The organism is Bowdeniella massiliensis (assembly GCF_023634005.1).
Lineage (GTDB): Bacteria > Actinomycetota > Actinomycetes > Actinomycetales > Actinomycetaceae > Bowdeniella > Bowdeniella massiliensis.
Map to the genome: position 1 here is coordinate 51,411 of NZ_JALIQR010000001.1, position 25,273 is coordinate 76,683.

The 25,273-nt window shown below is 62.5% G+C and carries 25 protein-coding genes, 1 tRNA gene and 1 riboswitch; of the genes, 19 read left to right on the top strand and 7 right to left on the bottom strand.

The window, feature by feature from the left end:
• Positions 1-114: 114 nt before the first annotated feature.
• The gene (locus tag MUN85_RS00380; RefSeq protein WP_250504882.1) at positions 115-297 is read right to left on the bottom strand and encodes a helix-turn-helix domain-containing protein; all 183 of its coding nucleotides are present in this window, start codon (positions 295-297) and stop codon (positions 115-117) included.
• A gap of 67 nt (positions 298-364) precedes the next feature.
• On the bottom strand, positions 365-622 hold the full coding sequence (locus tag MUN85_RS00385; RefSeq protein ID WP_250504883.1) for a helix-turn-helix domain-containing protein: 258 nt from the start codon (positions 620-622) through the stop codon (positions 365-367).
• A 74-nt stretch (positions 623-696) separates the two neighbouring features.
• Between MUN85_RS00385 and MUN85_RS00390 the strand changes: the two genes are divergently transcribed.
• From MUN85_RS00390 to MUN85_RS00455, 15 genes are all read left to right on the top strand, one after another.
• Positions 697-1,017 (top strand): helix-turn-helix domain-containing protein, encoded by a 321-nt coding sequence (locus MUN85_RS00390; RefSeq protein WP_250504884.1) that lies wholly within the window; start codon positions 697-699, stop codon positions 1,015-1,017.
• Positions 1,018-1,046: 29 nt separating this feature from the next.
• Positions 1,047-1,514, top strand: coding sequence for an ImmA/IrrE family metallo-endopeptidase (locus MUN85_RS12990; protein WP_431603528.1), 468 nt, complete (start codon positions 1,047-1,049; stop codon positions 1,512-1,514).
• Positions 1,447-2,049 (top strand): hypothetical protein, encoded by a 603-nt coding sequence (locus tag MUN85_RS00395; protein ID WP_250504885.1) that lies wholly within the window; start codon positions 1,447-1,449, stop codon positions 2,047-2,049. The genes MUN85_RS12990 and MUN85_RS00395 overlap by 68 nt, the downstream gene beginning before the upstream one ends.
• Positions 2,050-2,407: 358 nt before the next feature.
• Positions 2,408-3,979, top strand: coding sequence for an SLC13 family permease (locus MUN85_RS00400; protein ID WP_250504886.1), 1,572 nt, complete (start codon positions 2,408-2,410; stop codon positions 3,977-3,979).
• Between the two features lie 192 nt (positions 3,980-4,171).
• Entirely contained in the window at positions 4,172-5,092 is a 921-nt protein-coding gene (locus MUN85_RS00405; protein ID WP_250504887.1) for a hypothetical protein, read from the top strand.
• A 101-nt stretch (positions 5,093-5,193) separates the two neighbouring features.
• Positions 5,194-5,266: transfer RNA gene (locus tag MUN85_RS00410), tRNA-Arg, on the top strand.
• A 316-nt stretch (positions 5,267-5,582) separates the two neighbouring features.
• Positions 5,583-6,560, top strand: a complete 978-nt coding sequence (locus tag MUN85_RS00415; protein ID WP_250504888.1) for an alpha/beta hydrolase family protein — start codon at positions 5,583-5,585, stop codon at positions 6,558-6,560.
• Between the two features lie 375 nt (positions 6,561-6,935).
• Entirely contained in the window at positions 6,936-8,159 is a 1,224-nt protein-coding gene (arcA, locus tag MUN85_RS00420) for an arginine deiminase (protein WP_250504889.1), read from the top strand.
• 33 nt (positions 8,160-8,192) lie between these two features.
• Positions 8,193-9,194: an ornithine carbamoyltransferase gene (gene argF / locus MUN85_RS00425; protein ID WP_092563686.1), complete on the top strand. Its 1,002-nt coding sequence runs from the start codon at positions 8,193-8,195 to the stop codon at positions 9,192-9,194.
• A 4-nt stretch (positions 9,195-9,198) separates the two neighbouring features.
• Positions 9,199-10,128, top strand: coding sequence for a carbamate kinase (arcC, locus tag MUN85_RS00430; RefSeq protein ID WP_092563683.1), 930 nt, complete (start codon positions 9,199-9,201; stop codon positions 10,126-10,128).
• Positions 10,129-10,280: 152 nt separating this feature from the next.
• Positions 10,281-11,408 carry a serine/threonine protein kinase gene (locus MUN85_RS00435; protein WP_250504890.1) on the top strand — a complete coding sequence of 376 codons (1,128 nt, stop codon included), beginning with the start codon at positions 10,281-10,283 and terminating at the stop codon, positions 11,406-11,408.
• Positions 11,409-11,662: 254 nt separating this feature from the next.
• Positions 11,663-12,724, top strand: a complete 1,062-nt coding sequence (locus tag MUN85_RS00440) for a DMT family transporter (RefSeq protein ID WP_250504891.1) — start codon at positions 11,663-11,665, stop codon at positions 12,722-12,724.
• Positions 12,725-12,904: 180 nt separating this feature from the next.
• Complete coding sequence (locus MUN85_RS00445; protein ID WP_250504892.1) at positions 12,905-14,227, top strand: MFS transporter; 1,323 nt, start codon at positions 12,905-12,907, stop codon at positions 14,225-14,227.
• A gap of 43 nt (positions 14,228-14,270) precedes the next feature.
• On the top strand, positions 14,271-14,846 hold the full coding sequence (locus MUN85_RS00450) for a TetR/AcrR family transcriptional regulator (protein ID WP_092563671.1): 576 nt from the start codon (positions 14,271-14,273) through the stop codon (positions 14,844-14,846).
• Between the two features lie 9 nt (positions 14,847-14,855).
• Positions 14,856-15,872, top strand: a complete 1,017-nt coding sequence (locus MUN85_RS00455; protein WP_250504893.1) for a MauE/DoxX family redox-associated membrane protein — start codon at positions 14,856-14,858, stop codon at positions 15,870-15,872.
• Here MUN85_RS00455 and MUN85_RS00460 read toward each other — a convergent pair.
• Positions 15,862-16,899 (bottom strand): alpha/beta hydrolase, encoded by a 1,038-nt coding sequence (locus MUN85_RS00460; RefSeq protein WP_250504894.1) that lies wholly within the window; start codon positions 16,897-16,899, stop codon positions 15,862-15,864. The two genes, MUN85_RS00455 and MUN85_RS00460, sit on opposite strands and share 11 nt — an antisense overlap.
• A 58-nt stretch (positions 16,900-16,957) precedes the next feature.
• Positions 16,958-17,049: riboswitch (SAM riboswitch) on the top strand.
• Positions 17,050-17,057: 8 nt separating this feature from the next.
• On the opposite strand from MUN85_RS00460, the gene MUN85_RS00465 reads away from it, so the two are divergent.
• From MUN85_RS00465 to MUN85_RS00475, 3 genes are all read left to right on the top strand, one after another.
• A complete protein-coding gene (locus MUN85_RS00465) occupies positions 17,058-18,056 on the top strand; it encodes a methionine ABC transporter ATP-binding protein (protein WP_250504895.1) in 999 nt (332 codons plus the stop codon).
• The gene (locus MUN85_RS00470) at positions 18,053-18,808 is read left to right on the top strand and encodes a methionine ABC transporter permease (protein ID WP_431603529.1); all 756 of its coding nucleotides are present in this window, start codon (positions 18,053-18,055) and stop codon (positions 18,806-18,808) included. Before MUN85_RS00465 ends, MUN85_RS00470 begins: the two co-directional genes overlap by 4 nt.
• Positions 18,809-18,900: 92 nt before the next feature.
• Entirely contained in the window at positions 18,901-19,794 is an 894-nt protein-coding gene (locus tag MUN85_RS00475; RefSeq protein ID WP_250504896.1) for a MetQ/NlpA family ABC transporter substrate-binding protein, read from the top strand.
• Between the two features lie 59 nt (positions 19,795-19,853).
• Here the strand turns inward: MUN85_RS00475 and MUN85_RS00480 are convergent, their stop codons facing one another.
• Together MUN85_RS00480 and upp are read right to left on the bottom strand one after the other, a co-directional pair.
• The gene (locus MUN85_RS00480; protein WP_250504897.1) at positions 19,854-20,789 is read right to left on the bottom strand and encodes a hypothetical protein; all 936 of its coding nucleotides are present in this window, start codon (positions 20,787-20,789) and stop codon (positions 19,854-19,856) included.
• A 2-nt stretch (positions 20,790-20,791) separates the two neighbouring features.
• Positions 20,792-21,430, bottom strand: coding sequence for a uracil phosphoribosyltransferase (gene upp / locus MUN85_RS00485; RefSeq protein WP_250504898.1), 639 nt, complete (start codon positions 21,428-21,430; stop codon positions 20,792-20,794).
• A 22-nt stretch (positions 21,431-21,452) separates the two neighbouring features.
• Between upp and MUN85_RS00490 the strand changes: the two genes are divergently transcribed.
• Positions 21,453-21,947 carry a nucleoside deaminase gene (locus MUN85_RS00490; protein WP_410002420.1) on the top strand — a complete coding sequence of 165 codons (495 nt, stop codon included), beginning with the start codon at positions 21,453-21,455 and terminating at the stop codon, positions 21,945-21,947.
• Here the strand turns inward: MUN85_RS00490 and MUN85_RS00495 are convergent.
• Together MUN85_RS00495 and MUN85_RS00500 are read right to left on the bottom strand one after the other, a co-directional pair.
• A complete protein-coding gene (locus MUN85_RS00495) occupies positions 21,944-23,863 on the bottom strand; it encodes an alpha-glucosidase (protein ID WP_250504899.1) in 1,920 nt (639 codons plus the stop codon). The two genes, MUN85_RS00490 and MUN85_RS00495, sit on opposite strands and share 4 nt — an antisense overlap.
• Entirely contained in the window at positions 23,860-25,233 is a 1,374-nt protein-coding gene (locus MUN85_RS00500) for a glycoside-pentoside-hexuronide (GPH):cation symporter (RefSeq protein ID WP_250504900.1), read from the bottom strand. Before MUN85_RS00500 ends, MUN85_RS00495 begins: the two co-directional genes overlap by 4 nt.
• Between the last annotated feature and the right edge of the window lie 40 nt (positions 25,234-25,273).

The window sequence follows — 25,273 nt, forward strand, 5'->3', positions numbered from 1 at the left end:
GTAATGTGCGGGCCAGACGGTGGTCGCGTAGGTAACGGTGTCCGGCGTGGTATTATCAGTCATGAGAACTGCTCTTTCTCCCCCCGCCTCGCGCGGGGGTTTTCTCGTTGGTGGTTAGGCGTCGTGGTATTGGCGGCGGGTGATCCAGTCGCGTAGGTCGGTCGCGGCGATGCGTGTGTTGCGTGGCGAGAGTTTGTAGCCGGGGAGCTCGTTCATGTCGAGCGCGCGGTAGATGATGCGTGTCGAGCAGTTCGCGAGTTCGGCGGCTTCACGCACGGTGAGCAGATCAGCGGCCATTACGCGACCTCGGTGATCCGGCGCGCTTCGGTCACGCTCATTTCAGGGATGGCGAGCTCGGGCATGGCTAGGAGGCCTTCTGTTGCACGGTCTCGGCGCGACGCATGAGGTCGGCGGCGCTGGTGCCGAGTTCGTGTCCGATGCGGGAGAGTTCGGCGGGCGTGAACGCGCCGGTCTTGTTGATCTTGCGGGAGAGGGTGGTTCGGGCCATGCCCACTCGTTCCGCTAGATCGGAGATGCCGATCTGTTGCCGCGCGAGTTCGGCGCGGACCTCGGCGGCGACTGCGCCCCCGATGGGGGTGTACCGAGTTCGGTTCATGTTCATGAAACCCACTGTACCCAATTCGGTACACATGTCAAACCGTGGCGCGCGCGTGTCGTTTTCGGTACACTCGCATCATGGCCAGAGCAAAAAAATTGGACCCCATTGACTATGAGGTTGTCGAAATTCTCGCGGCACTCGTTGCTGATCGCGGGTTTTCCTACCGCAAACTACGCGACCTGACGGGGCTGTCGCTGAACCGAATCGGGATCATCCTCCGTGCCGAAACACCACCCTCGACGGTTGGTGAAATCTCGCTCATAGCCGAGGCGCTTGGCGTTCGCGGTTCAGATGTCATCGAAATGGCGGAGCGTCGGGCGTTCGCGCAGTCGCCCGAAACCTATGACCTCGCGGCGCTGCGGCCCGGTTATGCCGTCCGGGATGAGCAGGGCTCCTAATGTCCGTGGCTGCACCTAGTTTGGTCGGCATGAACAGGGCAGAGCAGCTGAGGCTGGCGGAGCGTCGCGCGATTCTCGCGGGCGTTGTCGTGCGTGAGGCTGATTTGCCGGAGGGGATGTGGGGGCACTACTCGCGGCCTCTCGGCGTTATCTCGATCTCGCGCGAGCTGTCCACCTCGGCCCGGTTGGCGACGTTGCTGCACGAACTCGCCCATCATGAGCGCGGGGATGATAGGTGCCAGTCGCCGGAGGTGGAGGCGCGGATTAACGAGGATGTTGCGCGCGCGCTGATCTCGCCCGCCGAGTATGCGTTAGCTGAACGGCTGCATGAGGGCAGGACGGGGGCCATAGCATTGGAACTGGACCTGCCCCGCTGGGTGGTGTCCGCATATCGTGCGCCACTATGGCGCGGGGAGGGAGTAAGAAGAGATGAAGAAGTTAGCGAGCGTTGCAGCAGCCTTGATGGTGGCAAGCTTGGTTGTCGGGTGTGGGGGTGAACCAGAACGTGGCGAATCGTCCGCGAGCGCCACGGCAACCCCAACGTCCGCGTCTTCGACAGCCTCACCCGCGCCCACGCCAACGCCGACGCCGACAGGCCCGAAGGTCAATCAGATTGGTGAGAAGCTTCAGCTGCCGTCAGCTGATATTACCGTCGACTCGATCGAGCAAGTTGAGCAGGTTGATGGGTTTGACGGACCCGATAAGGCCAAGGATGGCGGCAGGCTCTGGCTTGTGAAGATCACGTGGACAAATAATGCCAACGAAGCTGTGAGCAAGGAGTGCCACGGCCCGTATTCAATGGATTTGGCGGCGTTTGATATTAATGGCGTTCAGATGCTGGAAGTAGATCAGCCAGGATTCATTGAGGGAAACAACTGCCAGACCGGGTTAATGAAGGGTCAGACGGGAGTGTGGTACACGGCGTTCCATTCGCTTGACGCCGACTTTGGTTGGGCGGCCTTCGACGACTATGGCGGCGACGTTGGATACGTTGTAAAAGATCCAAACGTGACGTTGTCATATATGGAATGACCCGTCTGGACCCCTCGGAATCCGTAGGGGTATAGTAGGGGTATATCGCGGTTTCGTGAGGCCTAGTTTTCCGCGAGATAATCAGCCAAACTAGGGGTATGGGGTTCGAATCCTCTCGTCTCCGCCAGCTGGATGGCCCGGCCTGCGACGCAGGTCGGGCCATGAACACATCCCGCAATGATGTGCGGTTTTTGGCACTAGATCGTCGCGTAATTCAACGTAACGCGCGCCGTTGAGGCGAATCTGGAAATTGTCACCACATCGTTATCTGATGCACGCCACAATTGCATGAATTGTTATCTGGCTCACCGTAGAGTGCCAGTAAATCTCTGTGAGCCATGTCAAAGAAGAGGACAGCATGAGTACACCAGAAATCTCCCCAAGTACCGCGCATGCTCCGGGCGAGGATGCACCCGAACTGACCGGAGCTCCCCTGGCAAAGAAGCTGATCGGTATCGCGGTCGGCCTGATCCTTGCGGTCATCGTCTATTTCCTCATGCCCGACACCCTGTCAGAGGCCATGCAGGCGGCCAGTGACAAGGCCGTTGAAGGCGGGAAAGCTGCCTTCACTCCTCACGGCTTAGCCTTCACCGCGGCGGTCGCTGTGCTCATGGGTGTGTGGTGGATGACGGAGGCGATTCCGCTCGCCGCTACGGCGTTGGTTCCTCTGGTGGCCTTCCCGGCCTTCCACGTCGCTGACTTCAAGACCACGGCAACGCCGTATGCCTCCGGAACGATCTTCTTGTTCATGGGTGGCTTTTTCCTTGCCCTCGCGCTCCAACGATGGAACCTGCACCGCCGGGTAGCCCTGATTACGGTGCTTGCGGTGGGCACGAAGCCGAAGATGTTGATCTTGGGCTTCATGGTGGCAACAGGCTTCATGTCGATGTGGGTCTCCAACACTGCCACCGCCGTCATGATGCTGCCAATCGGCTTGTCGGTCCTCACCCTCATCGGAGAGATGAAGACGGATGCTGAAGGCAGGGTCAAGTCGAACTTCGCTATTGCACTCGTCCTTGGCATCGCCTACTCGGCCTCTATTGCGTCGCTGTCAACCCTCATTGGCACCCCGCCCAATACCCTGCTGCGCGGCTACCTCAAGGACAACCACGACATCAACATTGGCTTTGGCCAGTGGATGTTGGTCGGCGTGCCGCTGGCCTGGGGCTTTCTATTCATTACGTGGTTCCTTCTTACCCACGTGCTGTTCAAGCCGGAAATCGATGAGATCCCGGGCGGCAAGGAACTGATCCGCCGAGAATTGGATGCGATGGGGCCGATGTCTCGCGGTGAAAAGCTCGTCGGAATCGTCTTTGTCATCGCCGCACTTTCGTGGATCTTCCTTCCCACGATGTTCCCCGACTCGGGAATCACTGACGAACTCATCGCCATGGCGATCACCCTCGTCCTCTTCCTCATTCCCGTTCATCCCGCGCACGGTGTGGCCCTGCTGGACTGGGACACCGCGAAACATATTCCCTGGGACGTTCTCCTCCTCTTCGGTGGCGGTCTCGCGCTGTCCGCCATGTTCTCCGCAACCGGACTATCGACGTGGATCGGAGACCAGGCCAAGGGATTGGGCGGACTTCCCATCATCCTGTTCGTCATCGCCGTGACAACGCTCGTCATCTTCCTGACGGAAATGACATCGAACACCGCGACCGCTGCAGCGTTCCTGCCGATCATGGGTGGCGTCGCGATGGGGCTCGGTCAAGATGTCATGCTCCTCGTAATTCCGGTCGCCTTGGCCGCGACCTGTGCCTTCATGCTGCCGGTTGCCACGCCGCCTAACGCGATCGCGTACGGCTCGGGCTATATCCGGATTGGTGACATGGTGCGCGGCGGCATCTGGCTTAACCTCATCGGTATCGTGTTGATTTCTCTAACGACGATGACTCTCGCCGTTTGGGTGCTGGGGATACAGCTATAACAAGAGAGCGATGACCTGGGGGCTCCCGTGATCAAGAAACTCGTACCAGTGGCCGCGATCGCCGCAGTAGCAATCGGCGTGGCAAGTTGTGCGGGCGGAAAGCAGGCAGAGCCCCCAGCGTCATCGCCGACGGTGACCGCGACCAGTATCGGGCAGGCCCGCGATGGCTGGGAGTGGCACGCGCAAGGGGGAGTGGCATTCCAGACCCCAGACGACTTCACGTTCGGCTGGCCTCCGTACACGAACTGGTGCATCACCGACGGTCCGCCAGAAGAGGGCACCAAGCTCGTCATCCCGATGCACAGCTGGGGCGTCGAATTAATCGCCTGCGGCCCGATGCCGCGCGAGTACTTCGTCCCCTGGGTTCGGGTCGAACTCGATCCGGAAAGCGAGGAACCGCTCAAGCAGATTGCCGCAGAGAACTGGGCCGACGAAAAAGTCGGGGGCATCACCCGGCACGAAGCGCAACCGCCAGGTCCGGACAGTGACGAACTGGGGCCCATAGCCCCCGATCCACTCGAAAGCTATGAGCGTTTTTCTCGGAGCGTTGGCCCCATCACCGTGACGGTGGGAATGCCGTCAGATGCCGTGGACGAAACGCTTGCCGCGGGCATCTTGGAGACCGTGGTCCCAATATCTACGACACCGTTGGGGTGCCCGAGTGTGGCGACGCCGGGCGCCGGCGCGAACACAATCGAGAAGGACGAGCAGGGAGACCTCGTCGTCTGTCAGTACCTCGCTGGTCATCGCGAAGGAGATGGCCAATCCGCCGACCGCCCCGAAGGTCTGCATGTCGGGGAACACTCGCTGTCCGGCAACGAGGCAACCTCGTGGCTGTCCGCCGTCTACGACGCACCTAAGGGGCTTGGTCCTAACAACCCCGATAACTGTGCGCCCGGGCTGGAAGACGGGGAGTTCATCCAAGTCCGCTCCGCAACCGGGATGCTCCACGTGAGTTACGTAGGTTGCCGATCCAACGGGATCACTGGCAACGGCCTCGAGCGCAACATTACGCGCGAGAACTGCGGACCAATCTTCAGCGGCGGAACGGTCCGAATCACCTACTCAGGACAAGAAGTCGGGGAGCTGTGTATGCCCGACGACGTCAAATAGGAGGCGCGGGATCGTGATGAAAAATGTCGCGGGGATCACCGCCCCTAGGATTTGGTAGGCCGGCCCTCAGCGCGCTATTGTTAAGGGTGCCGAAAGGCCCAGCGCCCGTAGCTCAACGGATAGAGCATCTGACTACGGATCAGAAGGTTGGGGGTTCGAGTCCCTCCGGGCGCGCAAGCAGAAACCCGCACGATTGTGCGGGTTTTTTGTGTATGTGAGCCGTTTCCGTGTCCGCACAACTCGGTGATCGTCGATCCGGGCTAGCCAAAAGTTAGTGGAATTCCTCCGCGCGGCAGACGCGGCAGAAGCGGGTCATGGGAGCATTGTGACGATCAGACTCGACGTGGTTTTCGCCGCCTTGAGGCGAAACTGCTTGCGTTTGACCGGCAGATCCGGATGAAATATCAATAGTGAGGCCCTCCTCCTTACACCGCTTGCCGCAAGGCAAGCTGCCCACCCGGACGCGTAGCGTCCATCCTCCCCCGAGGACATGATGCGCCGACACGTTGTGACTGCCAGCGCCGCGCTGGTCGCCCTAGTCCTTGGCCTGCCCATGTCCGCTTCCAACTCCGAAGCGCACTCGACATCACCTGTGGTTGCAGCGGTCGCCGAAGAGTCCGAAGGCAATAAGCCGTTAACAACGACGATGGGGCTAGCCTTCAGCGAAGCGGGCTACTCCGACGTCTACGATCTCTACGTCGGTGAGGATCTCGCAACCGATCGGCCGGGAGTGCTGTTCTTCTTCGATGGCGATACCGCGTCTGACGAGACGGCGAACTACGGGGATGACGAGACGATGGAGCGCCTGCGGGACGTTGCAGCAGAACACAATCTCGTGCTCGTCGCTCCGCACACGCCCGAAGGAATTGAGGACGAGGATTTCCTCAACTGGTGGAACGTGCCCGATAAAGGCGAGTATGCGCGCGAACTCGTCAAGCATGTCCTTGCCTCATATGACGTCGATGAGACCCGCATCTGGCTGACCGGATTCTCCGGGGGAGCCGAGCTCGTGATGAGTGAGCTCATGGCTCACGATCGTGGGTGGTTCGCCGGTGGCGGAGCGATCGTGATGGGCGGCGGCGAGGCGATGCGCGGCGTCGAAGCCGTCGACGATGTGCGGATCGCGACCATGCCGCTGTACTGGTTCATTGGCTCCGATGATGGGACCCTCGAGCCAAACGAAGACACCTGGTCGGCCAAGCAGGCGGCCGACAGTGGTCGCACGAGCTACCAGGAGGCGGGATTCACTGCCACCCAGTGGATCGAGATTCCCGACCAGGGGCACAGCTACGACATCCCGGAGGTCATCTCCACGGGGCTGAGCGATGTGCGCGAGCGCCGCACCGAGTTCGTGAACAGCGCTGATCAGCGCGAGTCGCTCTTCTCGCCGACCGAGCCAGGCCTACTGACGTCGGAATCCACTCCTGCGGCGCGGTGGCAGTGGCTGCTGGTCGCCACGACTCCGTAGACCGGCTCGTACCTCACCGCATTACTATTCCCGAACTAGCAACTACGGGAATCCTTGATCCGATCAGGTGGTGTGGCGTGAATTTAGTGGCCACTCCATATCCCTGCCGTGGATATCCCAAGGTGCGGGATTTTCAGGGTTTTCTCAGGGAGATTCTCGTGCCTTGTCGGCGTCGCTGTGACACACTTGCGGGTGACAGAATGGTAACGATCAATGGCTTTCTCCGTAGAAGCTAGCACGGTCGTACCGGAAGTTTTCCGCAGAATTCTGCGGAATTGAAATGGTCTGGGACCAACGTCCCTAGTACGGTCGTACCAGAAAGGAGAGACTGAACACGTACCGACCACGTGAGATCCACGAGAGAGCGTAGGAACAATGACGTACCACGTTGATTCCGAAGTTGGACAACTTCATCAGGTAATCATTCATCGCCCCGGTCAGGAACTTGCTCGTCTTACCCCGTCGAATAAAGATCAACTTCTTTTCGACGACATCGTGTGGCTGAAAGAAGCCCAACGAGAGCACGACCTGTTCGCCGAAGCACTTCGAGAGCAGGGTTGTGAAGTTCTGTACTTCCAAGATCTGCTTTCGGAGACGCTGGACATCCCGGACGCACGGGCCCACATTCTTGATCATGTTTTCGACGAACGCCGCTATGGGCTGTCCGCCACGGATGCGCTGCGAAACTACGCAGACCGGTTGGAATCGGACAAACTTGCGGCGGTCCTCGTTGGGGGCATGACGAAGCAGGAGCTGTTTAAGGAAGTCGGCGATCCCCAATCGGTCGTCTTCGACATGCTCGGGCCCGATGATTTCGCCCTGACGCCGTTGCCTAACCACCTCTTCACCCGGGACACGTCGTGCTGGGTCTATGACGGGGTGTCGGTGAACTCGATGAGGATGGATGCGCGGCAACGCGAAACCATCAATTACGAAGCCATCTACCGGTGGCATCCGAAGTTCGCCGATAAGGAATTCAACAACTGGTCAACCGCGACCCAGGAAGGGCCGGCAGCGATCGAGGGCGGCGACGTCCTCGTGATCGGCAAGGGCTCCGTCCTTGTCGGAATGTCGGAACGCACCACGCCCCAGGGTGTTGAACGGCTCGCCCGGCAACTCTTTGATGCCGGACGTGCAGAGCGCATCGTGGCACTTCATATGCCGAGCGAACGCGCGATGATGCACCTCGATACCGTCATGACGATGGTTGATGAGGAATCGTTCACCGCGTACGGCAACCTCGGCATGCTGGCGTCGAACACCATTCGCCCCGGGGAATCCTCTGGCAAGCTCGACGTCACCTACAACTCTCCCGACGCCATGTTCGACGTCATCGCTGACGCTCTCGATCTGCCCGAAATCCGCGTGCTGACCACGCCGCAGGATTCCTTGCAGGCAGAGCGCGAGCAGTGGGACGACGGATGCAACCTACTCGCGGTCAAGCCCGGCGTCGTCGTCGGCTATGAGCGCAACGTCGCTTCGAACACCTACCTGCGCAAGCAGGGTATCGAGGTTATCGAAGTTCCCGGGTCTGAACTCGGCCGCGGTCGCGGAGGACCGCGTTGCATGAGCTGCCCGATCGAACGCGACGGAATCTAACCACCACAGCCCTACCCAGAGAAAGAACACACTATGAAGCACGCACTGCACGGCCGTCACTTCCTGAAGGAACTGGATTTCACCCCCGAAGAGTGGCTGTCGCTCCTGGAGCTCGCCGAAGAGCTCAAGGCCGCCAAGAAGGAAGGCCGAGAGGAAAAGCACCTCAAGGACAAGAACATCGCGCTCATCTTCGAAAAGACCTCCACGCGGACCCGGTGCTCCTTTGAAGTGGCCGCCTACGATCAGGGCGCGCACATTACCTACCTGGATCCGGTCTCCTCGCAGATGGGCCACAAGGAGTCGGTGGCAGACACCGCTCGAGTGCTCGGCCGCTACTACGACGGCATCGAATTCCGCGGCAAGGAACAGTCCCACGTCGAGACGCTGGCCGAACTGTCCGGCGTCCCGGTGTGGAACGGCCTGACCGATGACTGGCACCCGACCCAGATGCTGTGTGACCAGCTGACGATGAAGGAACACTCGGGCAAGCCCTACAACGAGATCTCCTTCGCCTACCTCGGCGATGGCCGCAACAACATCTCCAACTCCCTGATGATCGCGGGCGTCATGCTCGGCATGGACGTGCGCATCGTCGGTCCGAAGGAGCTGTGGAACGAGCAGAAGTGGATCGACAAGGCGAACGAAATCGCCGAGAAGACCGGCGGCAAGGTCACCCACACCGACGACCCGCTCGAGGGCGTGAAGGGCTGCGACTTCCTCTACGCCGACGTGTGGGTCTCCATGGGCGAGCCCAAGGAGGTTTGGGACGAGCGCATCGCGCTGCTGAAGGACTACCAGGTCAACCAGAAGCTCATGGATGCCACGGGCAACCCGAACGCCAAGTTCCTGCACTGCCTGCCCGCCTTCCACGACCGCAACACCGTCGTCGGCGAAGACATTTACCAGAAGACCGGACTGGAGTCCATGGAGGTCTCTGATGAGGTCTTCGAGGGACCGCAGTCGGTCGTCTTCGATCAGGCCGAAAACCGCATGCACACCATCAAGGCCGTTATGGTCGCAACCCTTGGGGAGTAGCCAGATGCGCATTGTCGTAGCACTCGGCGGAAACGCCATGCTGGAGCGGGGCCAGAAACCTGACGCCCGCATCCAGATCGATAACGTCAACACCGCCGTCGATGCCCTTGCACCCGTTGCCGAGGAACATGAACTCGTGATTACTCACGGCAATGGCCCGCAGGTCGGCGTCATCGCATTGCAGTCGGCAAACGATCCCAAGCTCTCCGAGCCTTACCCCTTCGACACGCTCGGCGCGATGACGCAGGGCATGATCGGGTACTGGCTGCAGCACGCGCTGAAGAACGCGCTGCCAGACCGCGAGGTCGTCTGCACGATCAACCAGACCCTCGTCGACGCCGATGATCCCGCCTTCGACAACCCAACGAAGTTCGTCGGCGAGGTCTACACCGAAGAGCAGGCCAAGGAATTCGAGGCCGAGCGTGGCTGGGTGATGAAGGCCGATGGGCCCTACTTCCGCCGCGTGGTGGGCTCCCCGATCCCCAAGTCGATCGTTGAGATCAAGACGATCAAGGAACTTGTGGGCGCGGGCACCACGGTCATCTGCTCCGGTGGTGGCGGTATCCCGGTGAAGCAGGATGAGTCCGGCAAGCTCGTCGGCGTTGAGGCCGTGATCGATAAGGACCGTTCCGGTGCGGTGCTCTCGGAGGAACTCGGGGCGGACATGTTCATTGTCCTGACCGACGTTCCCGCCGTCATGGAAAACTGGGGCACCCCCGAACAGCGGGAGATCAACCGCGCGACTCCAGATGAACTGCGCGAGCAAGGGTTTGCTGCTGGTTCCATGGGGCCGAAGGTTGAAGCAGCCATCCAGTTCGTCGAAGCCACCGGCGGCGTCGCTGCCATCGGCCGCCTAGCTGACGCCCAAAAGATCATCGCTGGCGAAGCCGGCACGATCATCACCCGCGACGGTACCTACCCGCGCGAAGCCTAATCCGCGGTGGGCGGAAGGGAGCAACCACTTCCGCCCACCTCCTCAAACCTCCGACCCCCACCTGGGGAATGGAACCAAGCCGACGCATGATCCTCGTGCGTCACCCAGCCTGGTGCGTAACGTAGCGCGCCAGAGAAAGAAGGAGTTACACCATGGCGAAGATCGTCAATTCATGGAACGACTTTGACCCGCTCAAGCACGTGATTGTTGGTCGTGCGGATAACTCGGTCATCCCGAATGAAGAGCCTGCCACCTCGGAGAAGGTGCCGGTGGACTCGGAAATGCGCGGCATGTGGGGACCCCGTCCTCTTGAGACCGTTGAGAAGGCTAATGCTCAGCTCGACAACCTCGCAAAGGTTCTTGAAGAGCACGGTGTCAAGGTTGACCGCCCCACGCCGCTGCAGTGGAACCAGCCTGTTATTACCCCTGATTTCCGTACTGACTCGATGATGACCTGCATGCCGCCCCGTGACGTGCTGCTCACCATTGGTTCGGAGATTATTGCTGCTCCCATGTCTTTCCGTTGCCGCTACTGGGAGTACCTGGCCTACTGGCCGCTGCTCAGCCAGTACTTCAACGAGGACCCGGAGTTCCTGTGGTCGCAGGCACCGCGCCCGCGCCTGACGGACAAGTCCTACAAGCACAACTACTACGATGAGAAGATCTCGCTGGAGGAGCGTCTCGAGCGCACCGCCAACAAGGACTTCGTGACCACTGAAGAAGAAATTCTGTTCGACGCCGCCGACGTGCTGCGCCTCGGCAAGGACCTCTTCATCCAGCATGGCCTGACCACGAACCGTAAGGCCATGGAGTGGTTCAAGCGCAAGTACCCGGATCTGCGGATCCACGCCGTGAACTTCCCTGGCGATCCCTACCCGATCCACATCGACGCGACCTTCGTGCCGCTGCGCCCGGGCCTGATCATCAACAACCCGCACCGTCGTCTGCCCGAAGAGCAGCGCAAGATCTTCGAGGCCAACGACTGGGAGATCGTCGACGCCGCGATGCCGGCTCACGAGACCCCGCCGCCGCTGTGCTACTCCTCGGTCTGGCTGTCGATGAACTGCCTCGTCCTCGACCACAAGAACGTGATCGTTGAGGCTTCGGAGTACAACCAGCTCGAGCAGATGGACAAGCTCGGCATGAACCCGATCCCCGTGCCCTTCCGCGACGCCTACGCCTTCGGCGGTGCCCTGCACTGCGCGACCGCCGACGTCTACCGCGAAGGTGGTTGCGAGGATTACTTCCCGAACCAGGTTGAGGACCCGACCCTCGTCTAGTTCGCACCCGCTAGCCGCGTGACGGCTAGCATCCTTCCCCTGGTGGTGGCGTAGGCCTCGCCTGCGCCACCACCGTCGGATTCCACCTCACCGCTGAAAAGGCCGCACAGCGGAGTGTTTGGCCGGATTTTCCCTCGCATTCTCATTTGCCCCCTTGATGACCGTATGGGCCAGGACGGTCATCTCACTCGATTTTTCTGCCGTGCCCCGCTCATTGGAGAGCGAGCACTGCTGCTTTCCATTAAAGGAACAACATGAATAACAACACCGCGATTGCGCCCGATGGTTCAGTCCTCCCGACGCAAATCATGAATAAGAAGCTCGGCTTCGCAGCGATGCTGTTGTCTGCTACGGGCATGGGACTCGTGGGCACGCTCGGTCGACTCGCCACGCCCCTTGACCCCGAGGGCAATCGCTACATCATCGGGGATTTCCTCGCCTTTGGTCGTATGACGACGGGCGCTATCGGCATGCTGTTGATCATCCTGGCCGTCAAGAAGTTCCAAAAGCTGAAGACGACGAAGCTATCGTTCACGGTGGTGGCGGGTGGACTTGCCATTGGCGCGTCGCTGGCGCTGTATGTGTCCTCGACGCTCATGACCTCCATCGCGAACGCGGTCTTCCTGATTTACACCGGGCCGCTCTTTTCTGCGATTTTGGCCTGGATTTTCCTGAAGGAAAAGATCTCGCTGCGTAATGCGGGATTCCTCCTCCTCGTTTTCCTCGGCATGTTGATGACGATCGGGATCATTAACTACACCACCGGCGAAGGGCTGCACATTGGGCTGCAGCTGGGTGCCGATCCGAACTTCCCCAACAAGGTCATCGGAGACATCTTTGGTCTCGGCTCCGGCGTCTTTTACGGGCTCGCCCTCTTCTTCTACCGCTATCGTGGAGATATCGACTCCGAAGTGCGCGGTTTTTGGAACTTTATCTTCGGCGCCATCGGAGCCATCATCGTCATGATTTTCCGGATGACCACGCTCGATGACACCAACCCGTTTGCGGTGATGACCGGAACCAACTGGCTGTGGGCGCTCGTGCTGTTCGTCGTGTGTGGCCTGTTCGCTATCGGGCTCCTCGTTGTGGCAGGCAAGCACCTGTTGGCGGTGGAGCTGTCGACCATCGCGTACTGGGAGTGCGTCGTGGCATTGATCCTCGGGGCACTGATCTGGAAAGAATCGCTGACCTTGATTGGAACCATTGGAGGCTTGCTGATCATTGTCGGCGGAATGGGACCCGTCTTCGGCGAGCTTTCCAAGGCGCGCAAGCGGCGCGGTGAGCGCGCGGCTCGACCGGCAGGAACACCGGTTTAAGGGGCTGCTCAAACTCCGTCGGCGGTGAGAAAATCGGATGGGCTCACCGCCGACGGTTAACGGCATACTAGCCACACCCCATCCGGCTAGCATGGGCGGTGTGAGTGAACCTCGCTTCGCGCCGTCGCAGCGTTGCGACCCGCTCGCGAGTGGGTGGTTCGCCAAGAGAGGGGACATCCCATGGACGAGGTAGCACCGGATATTGACGCGAAAGCTCAGCACGAGACGCTACGCAAGGCCGCGCTCGCGGCATTCGTCGGGAACTTTGTGGAGTGGTTTGATTACGCCACCTACACCTACCTAGCGGTCGTGATTTCCGAGGTGTTCTTCCCGGCGGGGGAGAACCGGTTGACGAACCTCATGTCGACGTTCGCGATCTTCGCGCTGTCCTTCTTGCTGCGACCCATTGGGGCGGCGATGTGGGGCATGTGGGGCGATAAGTATGGCCGCAAGTGGGCGCTCTCGCGCGCGATCTTGCTCATGACGGGGGCAACGTTTTGCATCGGGCTCATCCCGCCGTTTGCGGCTATCGGGTGGGTCGCGCCGATTTTGCTGCTCCTGTTCCGCATGGCGCAGGGCTTTAGTGCCTCGGGCGAATACGCCGGCGCGGCGACCTTCCTTTCCGAGTATGCGCCGCAGAACAAGCGCGGCATGTACACCTCGCTCGTGCCCGCTTCCACCGCGACGGGTCTGCTCGTCGGCTCGCTCACCGTCGCGCTGCTGCATGCCGTCATGTCAACCGACGCGCTGCATAGCTGGGGGTGGCGGATCCCGTTCCTCATCGCCGGCCCGCTGGGCCTCGTCGGGCGCTATATTCTCGAACACCTGGAAGACTCCCCGGTTTACCGCGAAATGGCGGAAAAGGCGACGAGCGCCGGAGGCGAAAAGCCGGTGCCGTTCACCTACGTCTTTAAGCACCACCTGCGTGAGCTCATCATCGCGTTCGCCGTCGCCTCGCTGAACGCCGTCGCCTTCTATCTTGTGCTCACCTATATGCCGACCTACCTCACCGAGGTGCTCGGCTTTGACAAGCAGCAGACGTTCATCGCCGAGTCGATCACGCTCACCGTCTACGTCCTGCTCATCTTCGGGATGGGGCACCTGTCCGACCTGTTTGGGCGCCGCCTCATGCTCATCACCGCGTGCGTGGCATTCATCGTGTTCACCGTGCCGCTGTTCCACTTCCTCGATGGTGCGACGTTCATGCTCGTCGTCGTCATTGAAATTGTGTTCTGCGTCATGCTCACGACGAATGATGGCACGCTGGCCACGTTCCTGTCCGAAACATTCCCCACCAAGGTGCGTTACACGGGCTTTGCGCTGAGCTTCAATCTGGCCAATGCGATCTTCGGCGGCTCGGCGCCATTCGTCGCGACCTGGCTCGTTAAAGCCACGGGATCAACGCTCGCTCCGGCCTGGTACCTCGTGGCCGTCGCGGTGATGGCGCTCGCGGGAATGATTGCTGCCAAGGAGCGGTCGCACGAACCGCTGCGCACTGAGTAGGCTCAAAAACAGATACTTTCAACGACGAGCTGAGACGAAGACAATGACTGAGACCCCATCGACCCCGGTTGCGCGGCGCGCCCGCGGCGAACTGCGACGGATGGCGCTCGTGGAAGCGGCGGCGGCAATTATCCGCGAGGAGGGGCCCGTCGCCGTCTCCCACCGCGCCGTCGCACGAAGAGTGGGGTGCTCGCTTTCGGCGACGACGTACTACTTCTCCGGCCTCGATGAGCTCCTCACCGAGGCGGGCAAGGTCAACATCCGGATGTGGGCTCGGCGCGCCGAAAAGGTGGCCGAGGACATCGAGAAATCTGCGGCGCCCGAGACGAAGGACGAGGCAATTTCGCTCATCCTGCGCGCCTGCCTGCCGCCGACCGACAGCCTCGAAAACCACTACCTCCAGCTGCTGGAGGCCGCCCGCACCGCACCGGTGGCAACCGCCTATGCGGCCGGGCGTGAGCAGCTCGATGACGCCATCGCGCGGGTGCTGTGCCACGTCGGGATCGACGTCTCGCCTCAGCTCATCGTCGCCGTCGTCGATGGCTCGGCCGTCTCGGCGCTGTCCGAGGGACGCGATGTGCGGCAAACGGCGCGCGAGATGCTCACGCAGATCTTGTAATCTGCAAGCGTGGCCCTCACTGTTGCAACGATTCTTCTCGCCGCTGCCTTCATTGGCAGCGGCGTTGGCAAGCTGCGTCATTCGCCCGGCATCGGGCGCGATATCGCGACGTGGCGGCGGCTCGGCGTGCCGCGCGCGCTCGCGAAGCCGTGGGCGGTGCGCGCCCTGCCGATCGTGGAGCTCGGCCTTGCGATCGCGTTGCTGCTGCCCGCAGCCTTCGGCGTCGCTGCGGCCGCGGGCCTGCTCGCCCTGCTGATCATCTTCACGCTGCTCGTGACCGCGGCCGTCGCCTCGGGACGCGGCACGCCCTGCCACTGCTTTGGCGAGTCCTCGGCTCCCATGTCGTACGCGACCGTGGCTCGCAACCTCGGACTGTTGGCGCTCGCGGGCCTGGCGCTTGCCGCGCACCTGATGCGCGTCGGGCCGTGGGATTACGCCGCGGCGCACCCGGTGGGCTTTGCGGCGAGCGTCGCCGTCGCCGCGGCCGGGCTGCTGGCGGCGTGGGGCTACCTGGCCGGCGAGCGCTCCGGCGCGCGCGATGAGGGCGTGCAGGAGGCCTATCGGCAGGCCGAAGCCGAGCTTCAGGCGCGCCGCAACGACTATGTGCGCTCGGCCGTTCCCGTGCTCGATGTGCAACGTGCCGACGGCGAGATCGTCGCGCTACCCTACCTCGCGACCGAGCACGCCGTCGTCCTCGTGAACATAACCTCGGCATGCCACGCGTGCGAGGAGGTCACCGATCGCCTCGCGCACTACCGCGAACGGCTCGATGACGTCGTCGAGGTCGTCGCGCTCGTCGCTGACGACGATGACGCGGCCGCCGAGCGCGCGGGCGCCGCCGTGACCGTCGTGCGCGATCCGGCAGGCAGGACGGCGCGGGCAATGCGCCTTGCGACGCCTAGCGCGATGCTCCTCGGCACGGATTCCTATCTCGCGGGCGGTCCCGTCGCGGGGCGGCAAGCGATCGAAGATTTCATCGAGGACGTCGCCGCGGAGCTCATCGCGGCCGGGATGCTCACGCCCTAAAGAGCGTCAGATCGGCGAAGTCGGTGATGCGCCGCAGGTAGGTCTCGCGCGCCGCGGGCCCCGAGAGCGCGAGATCGTGCTTCCCGTCCTCGATGGCGTATGTCTGGGCGTTCACGCCTACGCACATCGCGCGACCGGTCATGTCCGCAACGTCGAGCACGACGTCGCTTGTCGCCACTTCGTCGGCGGTGGGGTGGGAGTTATTGCCCGAGCGTGCGGAGTGGCAAATGAGGGTCGCGATATCGAGGTGAAGACCACGCGCGAGGCGGCGCTGGGCGGAGCACACCGAGGCGAGCGTCGCCGCCCGCATGGGGAAGCCGTCGATCGGTTTCAGCATCGGGTCGATGCCCCAGCGCCCGGAGTCATACTCGATGAGGTCATGCGTGTATGCCGGGTCGAGGGTCGCTACCTGCTGGGTCGGCGCAATGCGAGCGAGGGCAGCGACGCCGAGCGGCGCGGCGAGGCGCGTGAGGGGATTGGCGTTGAGGCCGAACCATGGCGAATTGAGGATCAACGCGTCGGGCGCGAGCGGGTGGCGCGTGCGATCCGGCAGCCCGCGCGAGCGCGTGGGGTGCGCGGCGGGGGAGGAGAGGTAGGCGTACATGACGGCCTGCAAGCCGCCCGTGGAGTGGCCGAGGATCGCGATCTGGTCGTAGCGCTCGCGTAGCGCGCGCATCGCGAGCGCGATGTCTTCGTGCCGGATGCGCAGGTCGGGCAGGTATTCCGGCAGTGGAACCTCCCCGCTTTGCGGGTCGGGCAGGAGGTTGCGGCCCTGGGCTCGCATGTCGAGTGCGAAGAATTCAAACCCGCGCTCGCGCCACGCCGTCGCGTGCTCGGTTTGGAAGAAATAGTCGGAATAGCCCGGCAGGTAGAGAATCGCTCGCTGCGCATCAGGCAGGAGTTCCGCATGGTGGACCAGCGTGGCCGTCGTCGCACGCGGCATCGAGGGGGCTTCTGTTACGCGAAATTGTCGCGAAATATAGCCGTCGAGAATGTCGGGGACGCGGGGTAGCTCGCTGAGATTCATGACTCAATTCTCACACCATGGTCGCACGCAGCGCGAAGTTTCGTTTAAGCTAGCGTCGGAACCATCCAGAGCAGCTGAGAGACCCGGCTCGATGACGCTGCAGCAACCCCCCATTACGGGCGAGGGTGCTACCGCCGGGACCGATGGAGGCACACCCGGTGATAACCCTCGAGTCAGTTGGTAAGACCTACGGCTCCGTGACAGCCCTGCACGACGTGACGTTGAGCGTCGCACGCGGCACCATTCACGGCATCGTAGGTCCTTCTGGCGCGGGAAAGTCGACGCTCGTCGGCTGCCTGACCGGGCTCGTCACCCCCACTTCGGGCCGCGTCGTCGTCGACGATGTTGAAGTATCCGCCGCCCACGCCCGCTCCCGGCGCGCGCTGCGCCGCCGTATCGGAATGGTCTTCCAGCACGTCAACCTGTTCGACCAGCGCACCGCCGCGAAGAACATCGCCTACCCGCTTCAAATCATGCGCACTCCGAAGGGCGATATTGCTAAGCGCGTAGCCGAACTCCTGGAGATCGTCGGCCTGACCGGCAGGGGAGATTCCTATCCCTCCCAGCTCTCGGGCGGGCAGAAGCAGCGCGTCGGCATTGCGCGAGCCCTTGCGACCCGCCCGCCGGTGCTCCTGGCCGATGAGCCGACCTCCGCGCTCGATACCGAGACGACGACTTCGATCCTGCAGTTGTTGCGCGAGGTGTGCGATCAGCTCGGCGTCACGATCGTCATCGTCACCCACGAGATGAGCGTCGTGCGCGAGATCTGCGACTCGGTGACGCTGCTGAGCGCCGGCGAGGTCGCGGAAACCGGCACGCTCGAGGAGATCATCTCCGATAAGACGAGCCGACTGGCACGCGCCCTGGTACCGCCGCCGTCGATCCCCGACGACGGCTACCTCGATGGCTACACCATCTTGGACGTCATGTTCACCTCCCACCCTGGCGAGCCTACGGGCGCGCGCGTGCTCTCGGCCGTTGCGAATCTCGGCGGCGATATCGCGGCCGGAACCTTCGAGACCATCGGCTCCGCGCAGGTGGGACGCCTCGCGGTATCCGTCCCGCCCGACGTCGCCGGTGAGGCGCGCGACGCGCTGTGGCGCGAAGGCCATGCGGTGCAGATCCGCCGCGAGAACGGAGTGGAGGTCGAGCTGTGAGCATTCTTGGATACGCCGCTGCCGTCAGCGCCAGCCACACCCCGGCCCTCGCCGATATCGCCACTCGGCTGCTCGCTACGGACAAGCCGACCTGGTTCGATAACCCCGCGATCTCGCGCCGGCTGTGGCCCGCGACGCTGGAGACCCTCTACATGACGGGCCTCAGCTCACTCATCACGGTCCTGCTCGGGTTGCCGCTCGGCCTGCTGCTCGTCGCCACCTCCAAGCGTGGCGTCCTTGCCAACCGGACCGTCAACTCGGTCCTCGGGGCGATCGTCAACGTCGGGCGTTCGATTCCCTTCATCATCCTGATGATTGCGCTCATCCCCTTCACGCGCTTTGTCATGGGCTCGGCGATCGGGTGGACGTCAGCCGTGCTGCCCCTTGCGGTCGCGGCAATCCCGTTCTTCGCGCGCCTCGTCGAAACGAGCGTCCTTGCCGTCGATCCGGGCAAGGTCGAGGCGGCCACGATGATGGGCGCCACCGGCCGCCAGGTGATGTTCGGTGTGCAGGTACGAGAAGCCCTGCCCGGAATCGTCCAGGGCATTACGGTCCTCATCATCACGATCGTCGGCTACTCCGCGATCGCGGGCGTCCTCGGCGGCGGCGGGCTTGGCACCCTTGCCTACAACTACGGCTACCAGCGCTACCAGACCGACACGATGATCGCGACCGTCGTCATCATCGTTCTCATCGTCCAGCTCGTGCAGATGATGGGCGACATGTTGAGCCGGTTGGTGGACCACCGCTAGGCACCCGCCAACCGGAGCGAACAGCTTCAGGCCAGCACCCTCACAACCCCAACCTCATGAACCTCCATTTGAGCTACCCGAAAGGACATTCCATGTCTCGCTCACGTACCACCCGCCTCTCGATTGCCGCCATCACCGCGGCGACCGCCCTCACCCTCGCCGCCTGCGGCGGTAACGGTTCTACCGATTCCCCCACGACTCCGGCAGCAGGGGAGGCCTCGGCTACTGAGGGCGGCGCTCCCGTCAAGCTGATCGTCGGAGCCTCCCCGGTGCCGCACGCCGAGATCCTCAACTTCGTCAAGAATGAGGGTCTGGCGGAAAAGGCCGGACTCGACCTGGAGATCGTCGAATACACCGACTACGTCCAGCCGAACGTTGCGCTGTCTGAGGGTGACCTCGACGCCAACTACTTCCAGCACCTGCCCTACCTCGAGGCCGAGATCGCCGACAAGGGTTACGAATTCTCGCACTTCGAGGGCGTCCACATCGAGCCTTACGGCATCTACTCCGAGAAGATCAAGAACATCTCGGAGCTCGCCGATGGCGCCAAGGTCGGCATCTCCAACGACCCCTCGAACCAGGCGCGAGCGCTCGACCTGCTCGTGAAGGAAGGCGCGCTGCAGAAGATCGACAAGGACGACGTCTCGATCGTCGACTACGACGGCAACGCCGAGGCCAACCCCAAGAAGCTCGAGTTCGTCGAGACCGAGGCGCCGGCACTGCCGCGCGTCCTGCCGGATGTCGACATCGCCATCATCAACGGCAACTTCGCGCTGGAAGGTGGCCTGAAGCCCTCCGATGATGCGATCGTTCTAGAATCCGTTGACGGCAACCCCTACGCCAACCTCGTGGCATACCGCTCGAACGAGGAGGGCGAAAAGCTCGATGCGCTGAAGAAGCTCGACGAGATCCTGCATGGTGACGAGGTCGCCGACTTCATCAAGAAGACCTGGCCCAACGGCGAGGTTATTTCCTCGAAGAACTAGTCGCAACTGCCGTGTGTGCCCCGGGGAATAAACCCGGGGCACACACGGCTGTGTGCAGCTTATTCGCAGACGGTGGTGACGACGATGTCGGCGCGGTTCTCAGGGTGGTCGTCGTCATAAAGGATCCCCTTGAGAACGTAGGTGTTCTTGTCGCTCCCGGATTTCGGGTAAGCGGTGGCGCCGCCGCTCCAGAACAGCGCGGGGCGACCGGGTCCCGGCTCAAATTCGGCAATCTTTGGGATGGTGGGATTCACAAAGGCCCATGTCAGGTACATTGGCGTACCGTTCAATTCGAAGTCGACGCCGACTTCGGTTGAACCGGTCTCGAGTTCCTCGCATTTGCGTGCCTTGACGTTGTGGCCAGACTCGCCATTGACGGTGATCGAGGGAGTTGTGGCAGCGAGCTCGGACTCAAGGCTGACCTGCTGGGTGCGTTTGAGAGTTTCCGGGGCATAGGTGGCATCGGCAACCGGGGTGTAGAGATCACCTGAGGTTTCGCCCGCGCCACCGGAGCAGTCAACCACCGCATGGATTGTCGCGAGATGTCCGTCGTAGTTCGCGAGCTCGGCGTCGATGGTCCAGACATTGTTCGCGACACTGACCTGCGGATCGGCGCCGAAGTAATGGGTGCCCCAGCCGAAGTTAGAATCGGCTGAGGTTGCGAGCGAGATTTCGACGAGCGAGTCGCCGGCGATCTGCACCCTAAGGTTATGGGGTTCGCCGTCTTTGTCACCGCTCGTCGTGATGAGAGGGCCGCTGTCATGGTCTATGCACCCGTCGGTGATGTTTCCTATGGCTGCTCCGTCGACCGTAAAGGGCGCGGCCTCAGTGGGGTTCGGCGTGGCGGTGTCGGTTGCCTGTGGCGAGGCTGACTGCGCCGGGGCCGAATTGGAGGGGGCGCTTTGCTCGGCTTTTCCGCATGCAGCGAGCATGAGGGTAGCGATCACGAGGGCGGTAGCGCGACGGTCCATCATCTCACGTTCTTCGTTTCTCATCCTTAGTCGACGATGCCGTAGAGGCGGTCGCCCGCATCGCCGAGGCCCGGAACGATGTAGGCCTGCTCGTTCAGCTTCTCATCGACCGAAGCGGTGACGATCGTGACCTCAGCGCGGTCGCCGACGGCCTTTTCGAGGTTCTTCAGGCCTTCGGGGGCGGCAAGCAGACACACGCAGGTGACGTCGCGGGCGCCGCGCTCCAGCATGAACTCGATCGCGTCAATGAGCGTGTGACCCGTCGCGAGCATCGGATCCAGCAGGTAAACCTGGCGGCCGGACAGATCCTCGGGCAACCGGTTGGCGTAGGTGTCGACGAGGAGGGTTTCCTCATCACGTTTCATCCCAAGGAAGCCGACTTCGGCGGTGGGGAGCATCCGGGTCATGCCGTCGAGCATGCCGAGTCCGGCGCGCAGGATGGGAACGACGACGGGTTTGGGCAGGGAGAGGTGAGTGCCCTTGGTGCGGGCGACCGGGGTCTCGATCTCGATGGGTTCGGTGGCGACATCGCGGGTGGCCTCGTAGGCGAGCAGCGTGACGAGTTCGTCGACGAGTAGCCGGAACGTCGCAGAGGGCGTGTCCTTCTTGCGAAGAACCGTTAATTTGTGGGCAATGAGCGGGTGGTCAGCAACGTGCAAGCGCATGTCTTAACGGTACCGTGGTTGCGTGAGTAGCGGTGATGACGCACGGACCCAACCGTGGGCCGAGATGCGCTTTGGCGACGCGATGGACGAGGCGCTCGCCCTTGCCCGGCAGGCCGGGCTGGCGGGCGATATCCCGATCGGCGCCGTCGTCATCGACGAGGCCGGACAGGTCATTGGCCGCGGCAAGAACGAGCGGGAGGCCGCAGGCGATCCGACCGCGCATGCCGAGGTGCTGGCGCTGCGTCAAGCCGCCGCGGTGCGCGGGCAGTGGCGCCTTGCCGGGTGCACGCTCGTCGTGACGATCGAGCCGTGCACGATGTGTGCGGGCGCGGCGGTTCTTGCCCGCGTTGACCGGGTCATCTTTGGCGCGTGGGAGCCCAAGACTGGTGCGTGCGGCTCCATCCGCGACGTCGTTCGAGATACGCGAGCCAACCACCGCTGCGAGGTTATCGCGGGTGTACGAGCGGCCGCCGCCGGAGCGCTCATGGCCGAATTCTTCGACGAGCGCCGAAGCTAGCGGGGCCGCAGCCGCGCAACGACGGCCTCGTACGGTGCCATGGTCGCGCCGCGCGTCGGCGGACCGAGCACGATCTCGCAGGGGCCCTCGGGTATTCGGCGCGCAATGCGCCTGCCGGTCGTATTGACCTCGACGAGCCAGCGCTCCGTGCCGTCGGGCGAGGTTCGAAGCCACGCGGCATAGCCGCGCTGACCGCTGGCAAGGAACCTCACCTCGCCGGTCGCGAGGGCCGGATGGTCGCGGCGTAGCGAGATGAGCCGCCGGTAGGCGTTGAGGACCGAGTCGGGGTTTGCTCGCTGCTCGGCGACCGAATAACCCGGGCCCGCGACCGTTTCGGCAAGCCACGCCGCGCCCGTCGTGAAACCGTCGTCGACCTCCCAGGCCAGCGGCACGCGAGCGTGGTCGCGCGAGCCCGCCATGATCTGGGCCCATGCCGCCTCCTCGCTCATCCCCGCCGCGAGCAGTTCGGCGTAGCGGTTGAGTGATTCGACGTCGCGCAGCTCGCTGATGTTGGAAAACGGCTGGTTGACCGACGCGGTTTCCTGGCCCTGGAAGATGAAGGGCGTGCCCGGCAGCGTGAGCTGAATCGTAGCGATCGCGATACCGACGGCATCCCGCAACAACGGATCCCGGTCGGCGCTGCCCAGCACCTTGGAGATCATGCGCGGGTTGTCGTGATTCTCGACGAACAGCGCGATCCAGTCGCTGCTCGAAATCCGCGTGAGGTAGTCGCGGTAGAACTCGATGAGATAGGCGAGGTCGTAGCGGTAGTCGTCCCACCTGATCTTGCCCGGCGGCTCCAGCACATCGAAATTGAAGACGAGGTCGAGTGCGCCTCGCTCGGCCCCGGACAGCAGCTGCCCGGTCTCCACGCCTATGCCGGGAGTTTCCCCGATCATGACACCCACCTGCCCATCGGGTGAGGTAAACCCGTTGCGACGCAGTTCGGCCAGGTACTCGTGCAACTTGGGGCCGTAGAAATAGTGCTCGATGCCGCGAAACCCGATGAGCTGCCCGATGAACTCGTTGCCGTCGGGCAGCCCCGGCGATTTCGAGATGTAGTTGGTGACGTCCATGCGGAAGCCGTCCACTCCCTTGGCCCGCCAAAACTGGACGATGTCGGCGATTTCTGCGCGAACCGCGGGGTTGTCCCAGTTCAAGTCGAGCTGGCCGGGCGCAAACAGGTGCAATGCCCACCGGTCGGCTTCGGGAAGGTATCGCCAGGCCGAGCCAGAAAAGAACGATTCCCAGTTATTCGGCGGCTGCGCGCTACCGGGCCACAGGAAGTAATACTCGCCGTAGGGGCCCTCCGGGTCGGCGAGGGCGGCCTGGAACCAGTCGTGCTGATCGGAGGTGTGGTTCACGACGAGGTCCAAGATAATGCGCATGCCGCGCTCGTGGCAGCCCTCGATGAGCGCCTCGATGTCAGCCATCGTGCCCATCTCGGCCATGATCGCGCGGTAATCGCGCACGTCGTAGCCCATGTCCTCGTTAGGGGAGTCAAAGATGGGGGAAAGCCACAAACAATCGACCCCCAGCCACGCGAGGTAATCTAGGCGCGAGATGATGCCCCGCAAATCCCCGATGCCATCACCGTCGGAGTCTTGGAAGCTGCGCGGATAGACCTGATAGAAGACGGCTTCCTTCCACCAGGGGATCTCGGTAGCTGTGTGGGAAGCGGGAGGCGTCGCGGTCTCGGTATTGAGCAGCGTGATGAGCGTATCGATGAAGCCGGGCCCGATGATGCGCCCAAGGAGTCGGTCGATCTGGTTCAGCGAGACCGCCGAGACCAGCGGATTCGTCACCCACGTGCGTGAGCGGCCCAGCTGCAGCAACACCTTGTCGATGATGTCGCGCCCTAGCGGGTGAGCGTAGACGTCTTTGAGCCTCGAGTCGCGAGTGATGGAGCCGGTCATGATTCGCGCTCTTTCAGGTCGGAAACGATGCGGGCATAGGTCGGTTCATCGATGCGGTACTTGGCGCGCAAGATAAGCCAGCTCGTCGCGGTCAGAACGAGCGGGAGCAGCATCATGGCGATCTTGACGACGAACACGCCGCCGGCAGATATCGATGCCGCCTCATCATCGGAGGACAGCGACGCGATCCCACTGGCGAGGAGCGTCAGTCCAACGATGCCGCTCGCGAGCGCGTTCGACCCCTTATAGATGAACGGCTGCAGCGAGACCGTGATCGACTCATTGCGCCGCCCGAGCTTCCATTCGCCGTACTCGACGCAATCCGCGATGAACAGCAACATGAGGAGCTGAATGAACGCCTGCCCGGAAAACAGCAGGACCCCCGCAACTCCGATCAGCGCCATCGAGGATTCGGCGACGAAGAACAGTGCGAAGCCCGCGATGCACAGCGCTGTCGCAAGGAGGTGAATCTGACGACGGGTAAGGAATCGAGCAATGAGCGGAAAGATTGCGAGCCCGACGATCTGGGTGATGCCAAGGACCGCCGCGAAGATCGAATACATGTCCTCATCGCCATAGACATAGCGGAAGTAGTAGATCCCGAGCGATGTCGTCACCAGGTAGCCCGTCATGAACATGACCATCGCGAGGGTGACCCACAGCAGCTGGTCGTTGCGAACGATAACGGAGAACAACTCCCGCAGCGGAGTCGTAGGCGGCTGCTCGATCCGGATTTCTTCCTTGGCCACAACGAGCGTGATCGCCTGGAAGGCGAGCATGATGACCGCAAGGATCACGGCGAGCGTGAACCATCCCCGCTGCACCGAACCCGTCCATTCCCCAAGCGCCTTGGTCAGCGGCAACACCCCAACGACGAGGGAAAAGAGCCCAATGTTCGCGCAAATTCGGGCGACGACCCCGATGCGCTCACGCTGCTTCTTATCGCGCGACAGGCTCGGCAGCATGCCGTAGTAGGAGATGTCATTGACGGTGTAGGCGATCTCCCACAGCAGGTAGACGACCGTAAAGACGAGCAGGAATGTCGTTCCCTCAAGTCCCCAGTCGGCGAACATGAGGATTGAGGCAGCCGCCCACGCCAGCGCCCCGATCGAGATCCACGGCTTGAACTTTCCCCACCGCGAGCGGGTGTTATCGACGATGATCCCCATGACGGGGTCGTTCACGGCATCAAAGATCCGCATCACGACCATGATTGCCGTCACCGCCACCACGGCCCTCGCGGAGATGTCGAGCACTTCCGTCAGGTAGAACATGAGGTACATCGCGACGAGCGCCGCGAGCATATCGCGACCGAGGGTCCCCAGGCCGAAGCCCCACACATTGCGCGCCCCAGTGCTCCCGCCCGCCATGACGCGAGTCTCCCACAGCGACGTCGCGTTCGGGATCACA

Coding starts and splice junctions, on each gene's coding strand:
- MUN85_RS00380 (WP_250504882.1), bottom strand. CDS start 297: ATGGCCGCTGATCTGCTCACCGTGCGTGAAGCCGCCGAACTCGCGAAC.
- MUN85_RS00385 (WP_250504883.1), bottom strand. CDS start 622: ATGAACATGAACCGAACTCGGTACACCCCCATCGGGGGCGCAGTCGCC.
- MUN85_RS00390 (WP_250504884.1), top strand. CDS start 697: ATGGCCAGAGCAAAAAAATTGGACCCCATTGACTATGAGGTTGTCGAA.
- MUN85_RS12990 (WP_431603528.1), top strand. CDS start 1,047: ATGAACAGGGCAGAGCAGCTGAGGCTGGCGGAGCGTCGCGCGATTCTC.
- MUN85_RS00395 (WP_250504885.1), top strand. CDS start 1,447: ATGAAGAAGTTAGCGAGCGTTGCAGCAGCCTTGATGGTGGCAAGCTTG.
- MUN85_RS00400 (WP_250504886.1), top strand. CDS start 2,408: ATGAGTACACCAGAAATCTCCCCAAGTACCGCGCATGCTCCGGGCGAG.
- MUN85_RS00415 (WP_250504888.1), top strand. CDS start 5,583: ATGATGCGCCGACACGTTGTGACTGCCAGCGCCGCGCTGGTCGCCCTA.
- arcA (WP_250504889.1), top strand. CDS start 6,936: ATGACGTACCACGTTGATTCCGAAGTTGGACAACTTCATCAGGTAATC.
- argF (WP_092563686.1), top strand. CDS start 8,193: ATGAAGCACGCACTGCACGGCCGTCACTTCCTGAAGGAACTGGATTTC.
- arcC (WP_092563683.1), top strand. CDS start 9,199: ATGCGCATTGTCGTAGCACTCGGCGGAAACGCCATGCTGGAGCGGGGC.
- MUN85_RS00435 (WP_250504890.1), top strand. CDS start 10,281: ATGGCGAAGATCGTCAATTCATGGAACGACTTTGACCCGCTCAAGCAC.
- MUN85_RS00440 (WP_250504891.1), top strand. CDS start 11,663: ATGAATAACAACACCGCGATTGCGCCCGATGGTTCAGTCCTCCCGACG.
- MUN85_RS00445 (WP_250504892.1), top strand. CDS start 12,905: ATGGACGAGGTAGCACCGGATATTGACGCGAAAGCTCAGCACGAGACG.
- MUN85_RS00450 (WP_092563671.1), top strand. CDS start 14,271: ATGACTGAGACCCCATCGACCCCGGTTGCGCGGCGCGCCCGCGGCGAA.
- MUN85_RS00460 (WP_250504894.1), bottom strand. CDS start 16,899: ATGAATCTCAGCGAGCTACCCCGCGTCCCCGACATTCTCGACGGCTAT.
- MUN85_RS00475 (WP_250504896.1), top strand. CDS start 18,901: ATGTCTCGCTCACGTACCACCCGCCTCTCGATTGCCGCCATCACCGCG.
- MUN85_RS00480 (WP_250504897.1), bottom strand. CDS start 20,789: ATGAGAAACGAAGAACGTGAGATGATGGACCGTCGCGCTACCGCCCTC.
- upp (WP_250504898.1), bottom strand. CDS start 21,430: ATGCGCTTGCACGTTGCTGACCACCCGCTCATTGCCCACAAATTAACG.
- MUN85_RS00495 (WP_250504899.1), bottom strand. CDS start 23,863: ATGACCGGCTCCATCACTCGCGACTCGAGGCTCAAAGACGTCTACGCT.
- MUN85_RS00500 (WP_250504900.1), bottom strand. CDS start 25,233: ATGGCGGGCGGGAGCACTGGGGCGCGCAATGTGTGGGGCTTCGGCCTG.